This is a genomic window from Mesorhizobium sp. B2-5-3, from assembly GCF_006441005.1.
Taxonomy (GTDB): Bacteria; Pseudomonadota; Alphaproteobacteria; order Rhizobiales; family Rhizobiaceae; genus Mesorhizobium.
Window position 1 is genome coordinate 510460 of the sequence record NZ_VFUS01000002.1, and the last position, 14556, is coordinate 525015.

16 protein-coding genes and 1 riboswitch are annotated in these 14556 nt (G+C 64.9%); of the genes, 8 read left to right on the forward strand and 8 right to left on the reverse strand.

Annotated elements, in window-relative coordinates; all coding sequences use genetic code 11:
• Positions 1 to 89: 89 nt before the first annotated feature.
• On the reverse strand, positions 90 to 731 hold the full coding sequence (locus FJ867_RS07120; protein WP_140525425.1) for a hypothetical protein: 642 nt from the start codon (positions 729 to 731) through the stop codon (positions 90 to 92).
• Between the two features lie 301 nt (positions 732 to 1032).
• Here FJ867_RS07120 and ftsE point away from each other — a divergent pair, with 301 nt between their 5' ends.
• The 3 genes from ftsE to FJ867_RS07135 all read left to right on the forward strand — a co-directional run bounded on the left by ftsE (position 1033) and on the right by FJ867_RS07135 (position 3484).
• The gene (gene ftsE, locus FJ867_RS07125; RefSeq protein ID WP_140816878.1) at positions 1033 to 1692 is read left to right on the forward strand and encodes a cell division ATP-binding protein FtsE; all 660 of its coding nucleotides are present in this window, start codon (positions 1033 to 1035) and stop codon (positions 1690 to 1692) included.
• Positions 1685 to 2671, forward strand: a complete 987-nt coding sequence (locus tag FJ867_RS07130; protein ID WP_140500789.1) for an ABC transporter permease — start codon at positions 1685 to 1687, stop codon at positions 2669 to 2671. Before ftsE ends, FJ867_RS07130 begins: the two co-directional genes overlap by 8 nt.
• A 99-nt stretch (positions 2672 to 2770) precedes the next feature.
• Positions 2771 to 3484, forward strand: coding sequence for a YdcF family protein (locus FJ867_RS07135; RefSeq protein WP_140513884.1), 714 nt, complete (start codon positions 2771 to 2773; stop codon positions 3482 to 3484).
• 9 nt (positions 3485 to 3493) lie between these two features.
• Here FJ867_RS07135 and FJ867_RS07140 read toward each other — a convergent pair whose 3' ends face one another.
• Together FJ867_RS07140 and FJ867_RS07145 are read right to left on the reverse strand one after the other, a co-directional pair.
• Complete coding sequence (locus tag FJ867_RS07140) at positions 3494 to 4126, reverse strand: pyridoxamine 5'-phosphate oxidase family protein (protein ID WP_140513885.1); 633 nt, start codon at positions 4124 to 4126, stop codon at positions 3494 to 3496.
• A 25-nt stretch (positions 4127 to 4151) separates the two neighbouring features.
• On the reverse strand, positions 4152 to 4622 hold the full coding sequence (locus FJ867_RS07145; RefSeq protein ID WP_140565877.1) for a DUF1348 family protein: 471 nt from the start codon (positions 4620 to 4622) through the stop codon (positions 4152 to 4154).
• Positions 4623 to 4735: 113 nt separating this feature from the next.
• Between FJ867_RS07145 and FJ867_RS07150 the strand changes: the two genes are divergently transcribed.
• Positions 4736 to 5638: a LysR family transcriptional regulator gene (locus FJ867_RS07150; protein ID WP_140513887.1), complete on the forward strand. Its 903-nt coding sequence runs from the start codon at positions 4736 to 4738 to the stop codon at positions 5636 to 5638.
• A 122-nt stretch (positions 5639 to 5760) separates the two neighbouring features.
• Positions 5761 to 6549, forward strand: a complete 789-nt coding sequence (locus tag FJ867_RS07155) for a 1-acyl-sn-glycerol-3-phosphate acyltransferase (protein WP_140560173.1) — start codon at positions 5761 to 5763, stop codon at positions 6547 to 6549.
• Between the two features lie 40 nt (positions 6550 to 6589).
• On the opposite strand, the gene FJ867_RS07160 is transcribed toward FJ867_RS07155, so the two are convergent.
• From FJ867_RS07160 to FJ867_RS07170, 3 genes are all read right to left on the reverse strand, one after another.
• Positions 6590 to 7216 carry a LysE family translocator gene (locus FJ867_RS07160; RefSeq protein ID WP_140816880.1) on the reverse strand — a complete coding sequence of 209 codons (627 nt, stop codon included), beginning with the start codon at positions 7214 to 7216 and terminating at the stop codon, positions 6590 to 6592.
• Positions 7217 to 7302: 86 nt separating this feature from the next.
• Positions 7303 to 8250: an aldo/keto reductase gene (locus FJ867_RS07165; RefSeq protein ID WP_140558105.1), complete on the reverse strand. Its 948-nt coding sequence runs from the start codon at positions 8248 to 8250 to the stop codon at positions 7303 to 7305.
• Positions 8251 to 8368: 118 nt separating this feature from the next.
• The gene (locus tag FJ867_RS07170) at positions 8369 to 8890 is read right to left on the reverse strand and encodes a gamma-glutamylcyclotransferase (RefSeq protein WP_140500781.1); all 522 of its coding nucleotides are present in this window, start codon (positions 8888 to 8890) and stop codon (positions 8369 to 8371) included.
• Between the two features lie 137 nt (positions 8891 to 9027).
• Between FJ867_RS07170 and FJ867_RS07175 the strand changes: the two genes are divergently transcribed.
• Positions 9028 to 10026: a DUF2125 domain-containing protein gene (locus FJ867_RS07175; RefSeq protein ID WP_140816882.1), complete on the forward strand. Its 999-nt coding sequence runs from the start codon at positions 9028 to 9030 to the stop codon at positions 10024 to 10026.
• A gap of 9 nt (positions 10027 to 10035) precedes the next feature.
• Entirely contained in the window at positions 10036 to 10965 is a 930-nt protein-coding gene (locus tag FJ867_RS07180; RefSeq protein ID WP_140664832.1) for a sugar kinase, read from the forward strand.
• Here the strand turns inward: FJ867_RS07180 and FJ867_RS07185 are convergent.
• Together FJ867_RS07185 and hisC are read right to left on the reverse strand one after the other, a co-directional pair.
• Entirely contained in the window at positions 10962 to 11897 is a 936-nt protein-coding gene (locus FJ867_RS07185; protein ID WP_181168326.1) for a prephenate/arogenate dehydrogenase family protein, read from the reverse strand. The two genes, FJ867_RS07180 and FJ867_RS07185, sit on opposite strands and share 4 nt — an antisense overlap.
• Positions 11898 to 11903: 6 nt before the next feature.
• Positions 11904 to 13013 carry a histidinol-phosphate transaminase gene (gene hisC / locus FJ867_RS07190; RefSeq protein ID WP_140816886.1) on the reverse strand — a complete coding sequence of 370 codons (1110 nt, stop codon included), beginning with the start codon at positions 13011 to 13013 and terminating at the stop codon, positions 11904 to 11906.
• 136 nt (positions 13014 to 13149) lie between these two features.
• A riboswitch (SAM riboswitch) is annotated at positions 13150 to 13227 on the forward strand.
• 118 nt (positions 13228 to 13345) lie between these two features.
• Here hisC and FJ867_RS07195 point away from each other — a divergent pair.
• The gene (locus FJ867_RS07195) at positions 13346 to 14515 is read left to right on the forward strand and encodes a homoserine O-acetyltransferase (protein ID WP_140513895.1); all 1170 of its coding nucleotides are present in this window, start codon (positions 13346 to 13348) and stop codon (positions 14513 to 14515) included.
• Positions 14516 to 14556 lie beyond the last annotated feature (41 nt).

The following is a 14556-nucleotide window of genomic DNA, read 5'->3' on the forward strand; positions in this document are numbered from 1 at the left end:
TCTCCGTCCCTTCAAGATTTTCAAAGGCCTTCGCGCACCGGAAGCGCTGACATCAGCCGTTTGCGGGCCGGCCTCACCTGTCGCACATGCTATTCCGCGAAGGTGACCGACACCGTCCTTACGCCGTTTCTAGGCACGTCGAGCCGGCTGGCAAAGCCGAATCTTTCACTTGGCGCCAATGAGCGGCTGGATGTCCCCAAAGTATAGCGCGTTGTGCGCCCGTCATTGCCGGTGACGCGGATCTCGAGCGGCGGCAGCGTCGCCGGACTTGCACCGTCATTGGCGGCCTCGCCGTCGACGAACAGCACGGGGTTCGCCCCAGACGCGTCCACGCGGGACGTCACCCCTGAAATGCTCAACGCCGAGCCCGGTCCGCCCGCGGCGGGCGGCGCCTGGCGCACCAGTGCATGCCCGCCGGAGACCCAGAAGGCGGCAAAGGCGGCGCCGACACCGGCGATCCAGAAGATCGGACCGCCGCGCGGCGCCGGCGGCCGCACTGGCGGCGGCTCGGGCTTGCGCAGCATGTCCATGCCTTCGAGGGATGGCATGGACATCACGCGCCGCGGTGAAATGGCTTCGGCATGGGGCGCGGCCCGCGGCACCACCACATAGTCGGCATCGACGATATCCGCCGCGCCAGCGCGCAGGATACGCTCCGGCGCGGCATTTGCCGGCGGATCGGTCATGATTTCGCCGGAAACCGGGCGCGCGGTTCGATCCTCAGCCATCATGGCCCCAGCATTGCAGCACGTTCGCTTTTCGTTTCTTTTGCGTAAAGGCAAATGGTTAACGCTTCCCCACCGGAGCCCTTGTGACGAGCCGAAACAACCCGCTAATTAACCGCCGGTTAACCATGCCGGCCGATGGTCTTTTCCCAGAACAGGCCGGCTTGCCGCCGACGGATTCCGATTTCAGGTCAAATCGACCTGAAATCTGAATCCGCCTCCGAACTAGAGTGATAGAGAATGATGTCGCCCGAAAACCGCCTCACACTTTTCGGCATCACGCTCTAAGAATTTCAGGTCGCCGAAAGTGATTCGCTTCGAAAATGTCGGCCTCCGCTATGGCATGGGTCCGGAAATCCTCCGCGACATTTCCCTGCACATACCGGAGCGCTCGTTCCAGTTCCTGAGCGGGCCTTCGGGCGCCGGCAAGACGACGTTGCTGCGGCTTCTCTTCATGTCGCTGAAGCCGACGCGTGGGCTGATCACCATCTTCGGCAAGGACCGCTCGCGCATCTCGCGCGCCGAACTGCCGCATCTCAGGCGTCGCATCGGCGTGGTGTTCCAGGATTTCCGCCTGCTCGACCACATGACCACCTATGAGAATGTCGCGTTGCCCTTGCGCGTGCGCGGGCGCGAGGAAGCGAGCTACCGCACCGACGTCACCGAGCTGTTGAAATGGGTCGGGCTCGGCGAACGCATGCATGTGCTGCCGCCGGTCCTGTCGGGCGGCGAGAAGCAGCGGGCCGCGATCGCCCGCGCCCTGATCGAGCAGCCGGAGATGCTGCTGGCCGACGAGCCGACCGGCAATGTCGATCCGCCGCTGGCGCGACGCCTGCTCAGGCTCTTCATCGAACTCAACCGCCTGGGCACCGCCGTGGTGATCGCGACCCACGATCTCGGCCTGATGGAGCAGGTCGATGCGCGCCGCATGATCCTGGCCGGCGGGAGGCTTGATGTCTATGACTGAGCTTTCCGCCGAACACCTCGACGCACAGGCCGACGAAGCGGCCGCGCCAAGGCCGCGCGTCCAGCGCAAGATGGCGCCCATCGTGCCGGCGCAGAACATCGCCGGCCGCGCCCTGGTGCTGGTCATCGCCATCATGACCTTCCTGTCCTGCCTGACCTTCGGCGCGGTTACCCTGGTGCGCGACACCGCCTCGGTCTGGGAAAACCAGATCTCGCGCGAGGCGACGATCCAGATCAAGCCGGTCGACGGCCTCGACATGGAGGCAGCCCTTGCCCAGGCCTCGCAGATCGCCGGCGAATTCCCCGGCGTGAAGGCGACCAGGATCATCGACCGCGACGCCACCGCCAGATTGCTGGAGCCGTGGCTGGGTTCGGGCCTCAACATCGACGAACTGCCGGTGCCGCGGCTGATCATCGTCACCATCGACGAGAGCAACCCGCCCGATTTCGCCGCCATGCGCGCCGCGATCACGCCGAAGCTGCCGAGCGCATCGCTTGACGATCACCGCACCTGGGTGGACCGGCTGGTGGCCATGGCCCGCACCACGGTGACCATCGGTATCGCGGTGCTGGCGCTGATGCTCTCGGCGACGGTGCTGACCGTGGTGTTCGCCACGCGCGGCGCCATGGCCGGCAACGGCCACATCATCGAGGTGCTGCATTTCGTCGGCGCCGAAGCGCGTTTCATCGCCCGCGAGTTCCGTCGCCATTTCCTGATCACCGGCATGAAGGGCGCGGCCGCCGGCGGAGCCGCCGCGGTCGCCGTCTTCATCGTCTTTTCCTGGTGGTCCTCGCGCAACATGGCGACCCCGCAGGCCGACCAGGCGACTGCGCTATTCGGCAACTTCGCCATCGGCTCGGCCGGCTATCTCGGTGTCGTGCTGATGGTGCTGGTCATCGGCGCGCTGACGGCTGCAACCTCGCACGCCACCGTCGTCGCCTATCTCAGCGACATCGACGTGCGCCAGCCTGAAGCATGACGACGTCGAATAACCAGGATCGATCACGCATGAAGAACCGCCGTAACGCAAATTGCGATTTTTACCTACCAAAGGCCGCATTTCGGGATTAACCATGCCATGATGGAGGTGCGGGACTCGACCAGTACCGTTGGACCGATGCCGGCGTTGGCGGCGCGTCCGCATGGACGCGGCCGGGTTTCGGCCGTGCTGCGCGTTTCTTCTTTCGCCTTGCTTGCCCTGGTCGCCCTGTTTGCCGGCGGCTTCGGCTGGTTCGCCAACACCGTCAGCCATCTGACCACCCCTGCCAACCCTGCCAGGGCCGACGCAATCATCGTGTTGACGGGCGGCCAATCGCGCCTCGATGCGGCGATGGAACTGCTGGCGTCCGGCAAGGGCGCGCGGCTTTTGATCAGCGGTGTGCATCCCTCCGCCAGCCGGCGTCAGCTTCAGGCCGCGACCGGCGGTGACATCAGGCTGTTTTCCTGCTGCGTCGACATCGACCGCGCCGCGCTCGACACGATCGGCAATGCCGAGGAAAGCGCCAAATGGGTCGAGAGCCATGCCTATGGCACGGTGATCCTCGTCACCAACAATTACCACATGCCGCGCAGCCTGCTGGAAATGGGCCGGCTGCTGCACAAGGCCAAGCTCGAACCCTATCCGGTGGTCAACAGCAATCTCGACAATGGCGGCTGGCTGACCAAGCCGCGGGCATTGCGCGTGCTGTTCACCGAATACAATAAATATCTGCTGGCATTGGCGCGCGGCATCGTTCCGGTGAAGCCGACGCCGGACGGCATCGCGTTGGCCGAGATCGCCGCCGGCAGCTGAACCTGCTCGTCATTTGGTGACGACGGATCCCGGCGCCTGCCGCAGGCGAGCGACTTCCTGTTCGAGCCGTTCGATCCGCCTGTCGCGTTCGGCCAGCGCCGCCGCCACGTCAGCGGCCTCGAAGCGCTGCGGAATGTGCTGCGGACAATTCGCATCCCAGGTCGCCACGGTGAACAGAATGACCTGTTCGGGCCGTGCCGCATAATCCCGCGGCATCAGCCTCGCCATCAGCTCGGCGTCGCCTTCCACCACACGCGCCGTGCCCCAGATCTTGACACGCCGGCGATGGGCATAGTCGATGAGGAACAGGAAGGCCTGCGGATTGTCGGCGAGATTGCCCTGGGTGATGAACTGTCTGTTGCCGGCGAAATCGGCGAAGCCGACCGTCTTTTCATCGAGCACCTTGAGGAAGCCGGCCGGCCCGCCGCGATGCTGGATATAGGGCTGGCCAACACCGTTGGCCGTCGACAGGAAGACGCTGGTCTGCATCTCGATGAAGGCCGCAAGGTCCGATGTAATCACCGACTGCCAGCCACCGCGCTCCTCGACCCGGGAATAGGCCTGGCGAGAGCCCTTGCGGGCCTGGATCGCCTTGACGGTCGGCGTGAAAGCGACGTCGCTGGTAAAAGCATGCGCGTCCATCGATAGCCTTTCTTACCCGGAGAGGTTAAAGCCCGAGTTCAGACAGCGACGGATGGTCGTCCGGCCGTCGGCCGAGCGGCCAGTGATATTTACGGTCGGCAGCGCCGATCGGCAGGTCGTTGATGCTGGCGATGCGCAGCCGCATCAGCCCATATTCGTCGAATTCCCAGTTCTCATTGCCATAGCTGCGGAACCACGAGCCGCTGTCGTCATGCCACTCATAGGCGAAACGCACCGCGATACGGTTGCCATGGAAAGCCCAGACCTCCTTGATCAGCCGGTAGTCGAGTTCCCGGCTCCATTTGCGCGTCAGGAAAGCCTGGATGGCATCGCGGCCTTGCAGGAACTCGGCGCGATTGCGCCAGCGGCTGTCTACCGTATAGGCAAGCGCGACACGGGCTGGATCGCGCGAGTTCCAGGCATCCTCGGCCATGCGCGCCTTCTGCGCGGCGGTTTCCGCGGTGAATGGCGGCAGCGGCGGACGCTCTTGCGACATGACAATTCCTTTCTTGACCCGGGTCGTCTGCGTCACGGCCAATATGGAGGCTTCCATCAGACAGATGTAGATGCCATATTTGTAATCTATCCTTCCAATTTCCGGAAGAATCGATGGACCGGCTCGAAGCCATGTCGCTTTTTGTCGCCGCGGCGGAGGCTGGCAGCCTGTCTGCCGCCGCGCGCCGTTTTCGCATTCCGCTGGCGACGGTCAGCCGCAAGGTTTCCGACCTGGAACGACATCTCAAGACCCGCCTTCTGAACCGCTCGACACGCCGGCTGACGCTGACCGATGCGGGCCAGGCGTATCTTGCCGCCTGCCGCCGCATCCTGGGCGAGGTCGGCGAGGCCGAGCGCATGGCGGCCGGCGAATACAGCGCCCCGACGGGCGAACTGGCCATCACCGCGCCGGTCGTCTTCGGCCGCCTGCATGTGCTGCCGGTCGTGACCGGCTTCCTCGCCGCCTATCCCGACGTAGACATCCGCCTGACGCTGGCCGACCGCATAACCCGGTTGGTCGAGGACCATTTCGACCTCGCCATCCGCATCGGCCGGCTTCCCGACTCCAGTTTTGTCGCCATGCGGATCGGTACGATCCGCCGTGTCGTTTGCGCGAGCCCCGGCTATCTGGCCGAACGCGGCGCCCCGACGGCGCTTGCGGACCTCGAGTCCCACAGCTGCATTACCTTCGAAGGGCCGGGCGCGCTCTCGACATGGAGCTTCACCGTCGGGAAGGCCGAGATGCCGATTCGGGTCCGCTCGCGGCTTCAGGTCAACACCGCCGAAGCTGCGATCGATGCCGCGCTCGCCGGCGTCGGGCTGACGAGGGTGCTGTCCTACCAGGTCGACGCGGCGGTGCGGTCAGGCGCGCTGCGCGTGCTGCTGCGGGAGTTCGAACCGGAACCCTGGCCGGTAAGCCTGGTGCACGCAGGCCACGGCTTGCTGCCGGTCAAGCTGCGCGCATTTCTTGACTTCGCCGCCCCGCGCCTGAAAGAAAGACTGGCGCGGCTGATGTAGCGCGGCTGGGCCGTGGGCGAAGCCGAAATGTCTTTCGGCGCCGTTCGGGGGCATCTTCGGCCATTTCCTTTTTGCGCCCGCTTGGTGTAACCAACGCACACCTCCTTACCGGGCCTCCCCCAATGCTCCAAGTCCGATCGCTGGCGTTCAACTTCGTCTTCTACATCAATCTGATCGTCCAGATGATCCTCTGGACTCCCTATTATTTCCTGTCGCCGCGCCATCGCGCCTGGTTCGTGCCGAAGTTCTGGTCGCGCACCTCGATGTGGCTCTACGACAAGATCGCCGGGACCAAGAGCGACATCATCGGGGTGGAAAATCTGCCCGAAGGTTCCTTCATCCTGGCGCCCAAGCACCAGTCCTTCTGGGACGCGATCGCCTTCTTCCCCTATCTCCAGGATCCACTCTACATCCTGAAGCGCGAGCTGACCTGGATTCCGTTCTTCGGCTGGTACATCCTGAAAATGCGCATGATCCCGGTCGACCGCGGCAGCCGCTCCAAGGCGCTGAAGGCGGTGGTTGCGGCGACCAAGGAAGAAATCGCGCGCAACCCGCGGCAGCTCATCATCTATCCCGAAGGCACCCGCCGCGCGCCCGGCGACGAACCCGCCTACAAATACGGCATCGTCGAAATCTATGCGCAGCTCGGCATTCCCGTGGTGCCGGTCGCCCATGTTGCCGGCCTCTATTGGCCGCGCCGCAAGTTCCTGCGCTATCCCGGCACCATCAAGGCGCGCTTCCTGCCGCCGATCCCGCCGGGCCTGGACAAGGAGGAATTCATGCGGCGGCTGATCGGCGAAACCGAAACCGCCTGCGACCAGTTCCTCATCGACGCGTCCCGTGCACCCAATCCGCCCGCCTTGCCGCCGACGGCGGTCAAGCGGCTGCGGGAACTCGGCGCCAAAGCCTGAAGTGCGGCCTTCGGCGCGCCGATGGCGGCTCGCGCAACGTTCAAGCGAACACAGCCAGTGCGGTCGTCAGCACCAGCGTCGCGGCAAAGACCAGATTGATGATGCGCGAAGCCACCGGCCTGCGAAGAAAGCGCGCGAAAGCAGCGCCCGCAAGCAGCCACACGGCATGGATGGCGACGATCATGAATGCGAGAGCGGTCAGCTTCGGCCCGGTGCCGATGGCGCCGGCGCCCGAATCCGCGGACGCGCCGGCGAACACCGCGGCGATGGCCACATAAGCCTTCGGGTTGCCCACCGCCAGCAGGAACCCGCCGGTGAATGTCGGTCGCGCGGCCTCGCCGGCATCCGCCGCCAGGGGCGGCGCGCTGGCAATCTTGAACGCGAGATAGAGGATATAGGCAGCCGACGCCGCGACAAGCAGCGGCGCGAGCCGCGGCATCGCGGCAAGCATGGCGCTCACCCCGCTTGCCACGAGCAGAAGCACGGCGATCGTGCCCAGGATGACCCCCAAGGCGTAGCTCAGGGAACGGCGCAGGCCGAACGCCGCGCCGACGGCGGTGACGCTTATCGTCGCCGGTCCCGGGCTGCCCATGGCGGCCGTGGCGGCAAGCATCAGCGCAACGAGCTGACGCCACATATCCGGCTGCGAAAAAAGCGGGCCTGCCATCCGCGCCTCCTGTCTTGCCAAGCGTCAATGACGGTATGGCAAGGTCGGGGCGACCGTCTTGGACGATCGTGCGCGCTGCTGACGGCTCAGCCGCTCGCCTTGTCGAGCTCGGCCATGTCGTCGGCGCTCAGCTCCAGCGACACCGCCTTGATCAGGCTGTCCATCTGTTCAGGCTTGGTGGCGCTGGCGATAGGCGCGGTGACGCCCGGCCGGGCAATGACCCAGGCAAGCGCCACTTCCGCCTGTTTGGCCGAATGCCTGGCGGACACCGCGTCGAGTGCCGCGAGGATGCGCATACCGCGCGCATTGAGGTAATCTTTCACGCCGCCGCCGCGCGGGCTTTGACCGAGATCGGCCTCGCTGCGGTATTTGCCGCTCAAGAAACCCTTGGCCAGGCTGAAATAGGTGATCACGCCGATGTCCTCCGCCATGCAGAGATCGCGCAGCGGGCCATCGAACGACGAGCGGTCGTAGAGATTGTATTCCGGCTGCAGCACTTCATAGCGCGGCAGGCTGCGCAGGCTTGCCACGTCGAGCGCGGCGCGCAACTGGCCGGCGTCGAGATTCGAGCAGCCGGCATAACGGATCTTGCCCTTGGCGAGGAGCTTTTCATAGGCGCCGAGGGTTTCCTCATAGGGCGTGGTTGGATCCGGCCAGTGCGACAGATAAAGATCGATGAACTCGGTCTGAAGCCGCTTCAGCGATGCATCGACGGCCTTTTCGATGTAAGCGGCGGACAGGTCCTTGTGGCCCTGCCCCATGTCTGAGCCCACTTTGGTGATCACCACGACCTTATCGCGGTTGCCGCGGTCCTTCATCCATTTGCCGATGATGGTTTCCGATTCACCGCCCTCGTGGCCGGGCACCCAGCGCGAATAGGCGTCCGCTGTGTCGACCGCGTTCAGGCCGGCGCCGACGAAGCGGTCGAGCAGGTCGAACGACGTCTTCTCGTCGGCGGTCCAGCCGAAGACATTGCCGCCCAGAACCAGCGGCGCGATGGAAAGGTCGGTGCGACCGAGACGGCGTTTCTGCAAGGCTGATCTCCGTGTTGGTGGGATTGGGCGGCTATCGCCCGTCGAGAGTCGGAGCCTAACCTAGGTCTCGCCGCATCGAGGTCAAAGACCTCGCCGGATTTTTCCGCAAGCCAGCGCTTCACAAAGGCGCGATCCGCCTGGCCACGTCTTCCAACCAGTGATCGCGGATGCCGAGCGCCCGGAGATGGTCCAGCGTGCTCGACACATAGTCCTCATTGTTGCCGGATTGGCCGACAGCGCCGCGCACCACATCAGCGGCGTGGGCCGCATCGAGCGCACCGGCATACTGCTCATGATTGCGGTCGACGATATAGGCCACGGCCTCGACCGTGCCGCCGCCGTCAAGGCGGACATTGAGCATGCGCTCGAGATAGACATTGGTGACCAGCTCGCGCTCACGCAGATAGGCGATGACCTCGTCCCGCAACTCGCCCGGCACCCGGAAAGCCAGCCCGACGCAGGAACCCCCGCGGTCAAGGCCGAGCACCAGCCCCGGACGTTCCCGCGTGCCGCGATGCACGAAGGAATAGACGCACAGCGCGCGACGATAGCCATGCAGGCGCGCCCGCCTTGTCTCGACATGCGCGAACCCCGGCCGCCATATCAACGAACCATAGCCAAACACCCAAAAATCGCCCATATCGCCGTGCCTGATTGCGTAAGAATGGCAACACCACACCGGAATCGGTGTTTTTTCCGTCCATCTCTGTCTACCTATTGTCGTTGCCAGAATCGACAGCCCGCCCACAGCCCCCATGCGTGAACGAGAACCGCAGCATGACGTCCACTGACGAACGCCAGCCGAAGCATCGCCGCCGCCTGTTCTGGCTTGCAGCGTTTGTCATCGCGCTGTTCGCCATCTACAGCGGCGGCTGGTTCTATCTCGCCGACAGGGTCCGGAGCGAAGCCGACAAGGCGATCGCCACGCTCAACAAGAGTGGCATCGAGGCCGGCTGCGCCAATCTCCAGGTCAGCGGTTATCCCCTGAGCTTCGCCGTCTCCTGCGACAATCTTGCTTATGAGGACGACGCCAAGAACCTTGCCGCCTCTGCCGGCTCCTTCAACGCCGTCGCCCAGATCATCCAGCCGCTGTCGCCGGTCGCGGACCTGCGCGGTCCGCTCAGGACCTCGGTTCCGGGCATGGTGCCGCTGTGGATCGACTGGGATGATCTTAAGGCCAACGTCAAGCTCTCATGGCCGCTGCCGCGACGCATTTCGCTCACGGCCGAGGGCCTGTCCGGCCAGACCGATCCGGCCGACGACACCGATCCGGTGCAACTGTTCAGCGCCGGCAAGGCGGCGGGCCAGCTGCAGCTGAACGGCAGGGATATCGACTATATCGGCAGCTTCGGCGATCTGGAGATCGACCCCGATGCGATCGGGGGCCGCGTCCTGCCGCCGCTCGACGCCAGTGGCGAGGCGACGCTGAAGAACGGCCTGGCCCTGATCGGCACGCAACTGAAAAGCCTGCGCGGCCAGGCCGTCGAGATCCGCAGGCTCGATTTGTCGTCGGGCACGGCGCACGTCACCGTTTCCGGGCCGCTGTCGGTCGACGCCGAGGGCCTGGTCGATGCCGATCTGATGATCAGACTGAAAGACCCGAAAGCCGTGGCCGCCATTCTCGGGGCCGCCATACCCGAACAGAAGAACCAGATCGAACAAGGCTTTGCCGCCCTGGCGCTGCTCGGCAACGAACCGTCGATGCCGCTCAAGGTGGTCAAGGGCAAGGCCTCGCTCGGCTTTATCCCGCTGGGCAAGATCAAGCCGGTCGACTAAGCATCCCCAATGGACAGACCGGCAAAACTCCTGAGCGTCGGCGCGCTGACGCTCGACACCATTCTTCGCGTCGAAGCGCTTCCCATCCATCAGGGCAAGTTCATGGCCGCCGATGGCGTCCAGATCGCTTCCGGCATGGCCACGAGTGCCGCCTGCGCCGCACGCCGGCTGGGCGCCGAAGTGTGGCTTTGGGCGAGCGCCGGCGATGATCAGGTCGGCGACCAGCTGATATCGGGCATCGAGGCGGAGGGCGTCGATTGCAGCCTCGTCCGTCGCGTCCCCGGAGCGTCCTCGGCGCTGGCCGCGATCCTTGTCGACGGCCATGGCGAGCGCATCATCGTGCCTTTCTACGATCAGCGCGCTCAGGCCGATCCCGACGGCTTGCCGGTCGCCGATCTCACGGCTTTCGATGCCGTGCTGGTCGATGTGCGCTGGCCGGGTGCGGCGGCGCTGGCGCTCAGCGCTGCGCGCGCTGCCCGCCGCCCTGGGATCCTCGATGCCGACACCGCGCCATTGGCAGTGCTGGAGCGGCTGTTGCCGCTCGCCTCGCACATCGTCGCCTCCGAACCGGCGGCGCGCATCGTCTGCGGCCAGGCGCTGGACCCGCAGGCCGCATGCGCCGACCTTGCGTCGCGCACCGACGCTTTCGTCGCGGTAACCGCCGGCGGGGCTGGAACCTGGTGGCATGACAGGCAGGCCGGTTGCGTACGCCACGTCGCTGCGCCAAAGGTCAAGGTGGTGGATACGCTGGCAGCCGGCGACGTCTTTCATGGCGCATTCGCAGCCGGATTGGCGCAAGCCATGCCGATCGAGCAGGCGCTACGCTTTGCCAGCGCGGCCGCAGCGCTCAAATGCCAGCGCTTCGGCGGCAGGCTGGGCGCGCCCGATCGTGCCGAGACACTGGCGATGATGGCGGCGACCTGGCCTGAAGGAGCCTAGTTTTTCGCCGGATGCTCGACCGCCTGGCGACCGAAATCCGGCACGTCGATGTCCTGGCCGGCCTCGATGATCGAGCGTCGCACGGCGCGGGTGCGGGTGAACAGGTCGAACAGCTTGTCGCCGTCGCCCCAGCGGATCGCCCGCTGCAGAAAAGCCAGATCCTCCGAGAACCGCGCCAGCATTTCCAGGATCGCGTCCTTGTTGTGCAGGCACACGTCCCGCCACATGGTCGGATCGGAGGCGGCGAGGCGCGTGAAGTCGCGGAAACCGGAAGCGGAATATTTGATGACTTCCATCTTGGTCACCGATTCCAGATCATCGGCGGTGCCGACGATGTTGTAGGCGATGATGTGCGGCAAATGCGAGACGATGGCCAGCGTCATGTCGTGATGCTGCGGATCCATCGTGTCGATGTTGGCGCCACAACGGCGCCAGAATTCGGAAAGCCTTTCCAGCGCGTCCGGATCCGTGTCCGGCAGCGGGGTGAAAATGCACCAGCGGTTGTCGAACAGATCGGCGAAACCGGCATCGGGCCCAGATTTCTCCGTGCCGGCCAGCGGATGGCCGGGAATGAAATGCACCCCACCGGGTATATGCGGCTGCATCTGTGCGATCACGGAAGCCTTGGTCGAGCCGACATCGGTGACGATGGCGCCCCTCTTCAGCGCCGGCGCGATCTCTTGCGCCACCGCGCCGGACGAGCCGACCGGCACCGAGACGATAACCAGGTCGGCATCGCGGACCGCTTCCTTGGCATCTATGGCGTAGGAGGAGCCCAGCCCAAGCTCTTGCGCCCGCGCCAGCGTCGCGGCGCTGCGCGTCGAGATGGCGACATGGCCGGCCAGGCCCTCGCGGCGGATGACGCGGGCCAGCGACGAGCCGATCAGGCCGATGCCGACCAGCGCGATCTTTTCGAACATCGGTGATGCCATGGCGTTTTAGCTTTTCAGGAATGTCGTGAGTGCCGCGACAACGCCGCGATTGGCCTCTTCGGTGCCGACCGTCATACGCAGTGCGTTGGGAAAGCCATAGCTCGAAACACGCCGCAGTATGTAGCCGCGCTGGGTGAGATAATCGTCCGCCGCCGCGGCCGAATGCTTGCCGTCGTCGGGAAAATGAATGAGGAGGAAATTGCCGACGCTCGGCGTCACCCGCAACCCGAGCCCGGTCATCTGTTCGCTCAGCCAGGCCAGCCAGGTCTCGTTATGCGCGACGCTGCGCTCGATATGGGCGCGGTCGCGGACGGCGGCGATGCCGGCCTCGATCGCCGTCGCATTGACGTTGAAGGGACCGCGTATGCGGTTGATCGCGTCGACGATGTGCATCGGCCCATACATCCATCCGATCCGCGCCCCGCCAAGTCCGATCTTGGAGAAGGTGCGGGTCATGACCACGTTCTGAGAGCTGCCCGCGAGCTCGATGCCGGCCTCATAGTCGTTGCGCCTGACATATTCGGCATAGGCGGCATCGAGCACCAGAAGCACGTTCTTCGGCAGGCCGGCATGCAGGCGGCGCACCTCCTCGAACGGCACGTAAGTGCCGGTTGGATTGTTGGGATTGGCGAGGAACACGATCTTCGTACGTGGCGTGACGGCCGCCAGGATCGCATCGATGTCGGCGCGCTCCTGGGTCTCCTTGACCGCGACAGGCGTCGCACCCGCCGACTGGACGTAGATCTTGTAGACCATGAAGGCGTGTTCGGTGAATATGGCCTCGTCGCCGGGCGCCAGATAAGTCTGCGCCAGCAGGCCGAGGATCTCGTCGGAGCCGTTGGAACAGATGATGTTCTGTGCGTTCAGACCATGCACCTCGGCGATTGCTTCGCGCAGGCGCCGGGCGGTGCCGTCGGGATAGACGTCGAGCTTGGCGGCGACTTCGCGCGCGGCCTCGATTGCCTTCGGCGAGGGGCCGAGCGGGTTCTCGTTCGACGACAGCTTGTGGACCTTGTCCACCCCGGCGGGGGCCGAGCTCTTGCCCGGCACATAGGCCTGGATGTCCATGATGCCCGCGCGCGGGGTTGGACGTGCCTTGTCCGGGGTCTGGCTCATATCGCAAAATCCGTCGAGAACGCTTCCGTCCTGGAAGCCGCTGCGGAAATACAAGCCATGGCCGGCAATGTCGAGAGGTGGCAGTGGTGCCAGCAGGCGGCATTGACGGCGAAGCAGGTGAGTTCTAGAAGGGCAGCGACAGTTCCGTGGTGATTTGGCCGGTCGGCTTGCAGCCACGTTAAACAATTCGCTAAAGGGCCGTTTGCGCGACGTAACCGGCTTTGCGAAGGCATTGCCGGTTTTTTATTGTCCGCGGCCGGCCGGACGAACGCGCCGGCGCGCGGAGATCGGCAGCGATTTCCGCAAAGGCAAGGTGCAGCAAGAGAGACGAGATGGCCGCTCAGCGCGCTGGCAGAACCAACAACGAGGCAGACCAACCGTCGAGCCCGGTCGTGCGCTTCGGCGCCGACAAGCCGCTCAAGCTCGACGCCGGCACGCTGCTGTCGCCGTTCCAGATCGCCTACCAGACCTACGGCACGCTGAACGACGCCCGTTCAAACGCCATTCTCGTATGCCACGCTTTGACCGGCGACCAGCATGTGGCTAGCACCAATCCAGTGACCGGCAAGCCGGGTTGGTGGGAAGTGCTGATCGGCCCCGGCAAGATCATCGACACCAACCGTTTCTTCGTCATCTGCTCAAACGTCATCGGCGGCTGCCTCGGTTCCACCGGCCCGGCATCCACCAATCCCGCCACCGGCAAGCCTTATGGGCTCGACCTTCCGGTCATCACCATCCGCGACATGGTGCGTGCCCAGCAGATGCTGATCGATCATTTCGGCATCGAAAAACTGTTTTGCGTGCTCGGCGGGTCGATGGGCGGCATGCAGGTGCTGCAATGGGCGTCGAGCTATCCGGAGCGTGTTTTCTCGGCGCTGCCGATCGCCACCGGCGCGCGGCATTCCTCGCAGAACATCGCTTTCCACGAGGTCGGCCGGCAGGCCGTGATGGCCGACCCCGAATGGCATGGCGGCAAGTATTTCGACCACGGCAAACGCCCGGAAAAGGGGCTCGCCGTGGCGCGCATGGCCGCCCACATCACCTACCTGTCGGAAGCAGCCTTGCACCGGAAGTTCGGCCGCAACCTGCAGGACCGCGAAGCGCTGACCTTCGGCTTCGACGCCGATTTCCAGATCGAGAGCTATCTGCGTCACCAGGGCATGACTTTCGTCGACCGCTTCGACGCCAATTCCTATCTCTATATGACGCGGTCCATGGACTATTTCGACCTCGCCGCCGACCACGGCGGCAGGCTGGCCGATGCTTTTGCCGGCACCAAGACCCGCTTCTGCCTGGTGTCGTTCACCTCGGATTGGCTGTTCCCGACCGAGGAGAGCCGCTCGATCGTCCATGCGCTGAATGCCGCCGGCGCGTCGGTGTCCTTCGTCGAGATCGAGACCGATCGCGGGCACGACGCCTTCCTGCTCGACGAGCCGGAACTGTTCGCCGCCATCAATGGCTTCATCGGCTCGGCCGCGCGAGCGAGAGGGCTCGGCGCATGACCCCGCAAAATTGCAGACCTGTCCATCAAGGGTCACGCACC

Excerpts from the sequence above, each read along its gene's own strand:
- FJ867_RS07120 (WP_140525425.1), bottom strand. The coding sequence starts at position 731 with ATGATGGCTGAGGATCGAACCGCGCGCCCGGTTTCCGGCGAAATCATG.
- FJ867_RS07130 (WP_140500789.1), top strand. The coding sequence starts at position 1,685 with ATGACTGAGCTTTCCGCCGAACACCTCGACGCACAGGCCGACGAAGCG.
- FJ867_RS07135 (WP_140513884.1), top strand. The coding sequence starts at position 2,771 with ATGATGGAGGTGCGGGACTCGACCAGTACCGTTGGACCGATGCCGGCG.
- FJ867_RS07140 (WP_140513885.1), bottom strand. The coding sequence starts at position 4,126 with ATGGACGCGCATGCTTTTACCAGCGACGTCGCTTTCACGCCGACCGTC.
- FJ867_RS07145 (WP_140565877.1), bottom strand. The coding sequence starts at position 4,622 with ATGTCGCAAGAGCGTCCGCCGCTGCCGCCATTCACCGCGGAAACCGCC.
- FJ867_RS07150 (WP_140513887.1), top strand. The coding sequence starts at position 4,736 with ATGGACCGGCTCGAAGCCATGTCGCTTTTTGTCGCCGCGGCGGAGGCT.
- FJ867_RS07155 (WP_140560173.1), top strand. The coding sequence starts at position 5,761 with ATGCTCCAAGTCCGATCGCTGGCGTTCAACTTCGTCTTCTACATCAAT.
- FJ867_RS07160 (WP_140816880.1), bottom strand. The coding sequence starts at position 7,216 with ATGGCAGGCCCGCTTTTTTCGCAGCCGGATATGTGGCGTCAGCTCGTT.
- FJ867_RS07170 (WP_140500781.1), bottom strand. The coding sequence starts at position 8,890 with ATGGGCGATTTTTGGGTGTTTGGCTATGGTTCGTTGATATGGCGGCCG.
- FJ867_RS07175 (WP_140816882.1), top strand. The coding sequence starts at position 9,028 with ATGACGTCCACTGACGAACGCCAGCCGAAGCATCGCCGCCGCCTGTTC.
- FJ867_RS07180 (WP_140664832.1), top strand. The coding sequence starts at position 10,036 with ATGGACAGACCGGCAAAACTCCTGAGCGTCGGCGCGCTGACGCTCGAC.
- FJ867_RS07185 (WP_181168326.1), bottom strand. The coding sequence starts at position 11,897 with ATGGCATCACCGATGTTCGAAAAGATCGCGCTGGTCGGCATCGGCCTG.
- hisC (WP_140816886.1), bottom strand. The coding sequence starts at position 13,013 with ATGAGCCAGACCCCGGACAAGGCACGTCCAACCCCGCGCGCGGGCATC.
- FJ867_RS07195 (WP_140513895.1), top strand. The coding sequence starts at position 13,346 with ATGGCCGCTCAGCGCGCTGGCAGAACCAACAACGAGGCAGACCAACCG.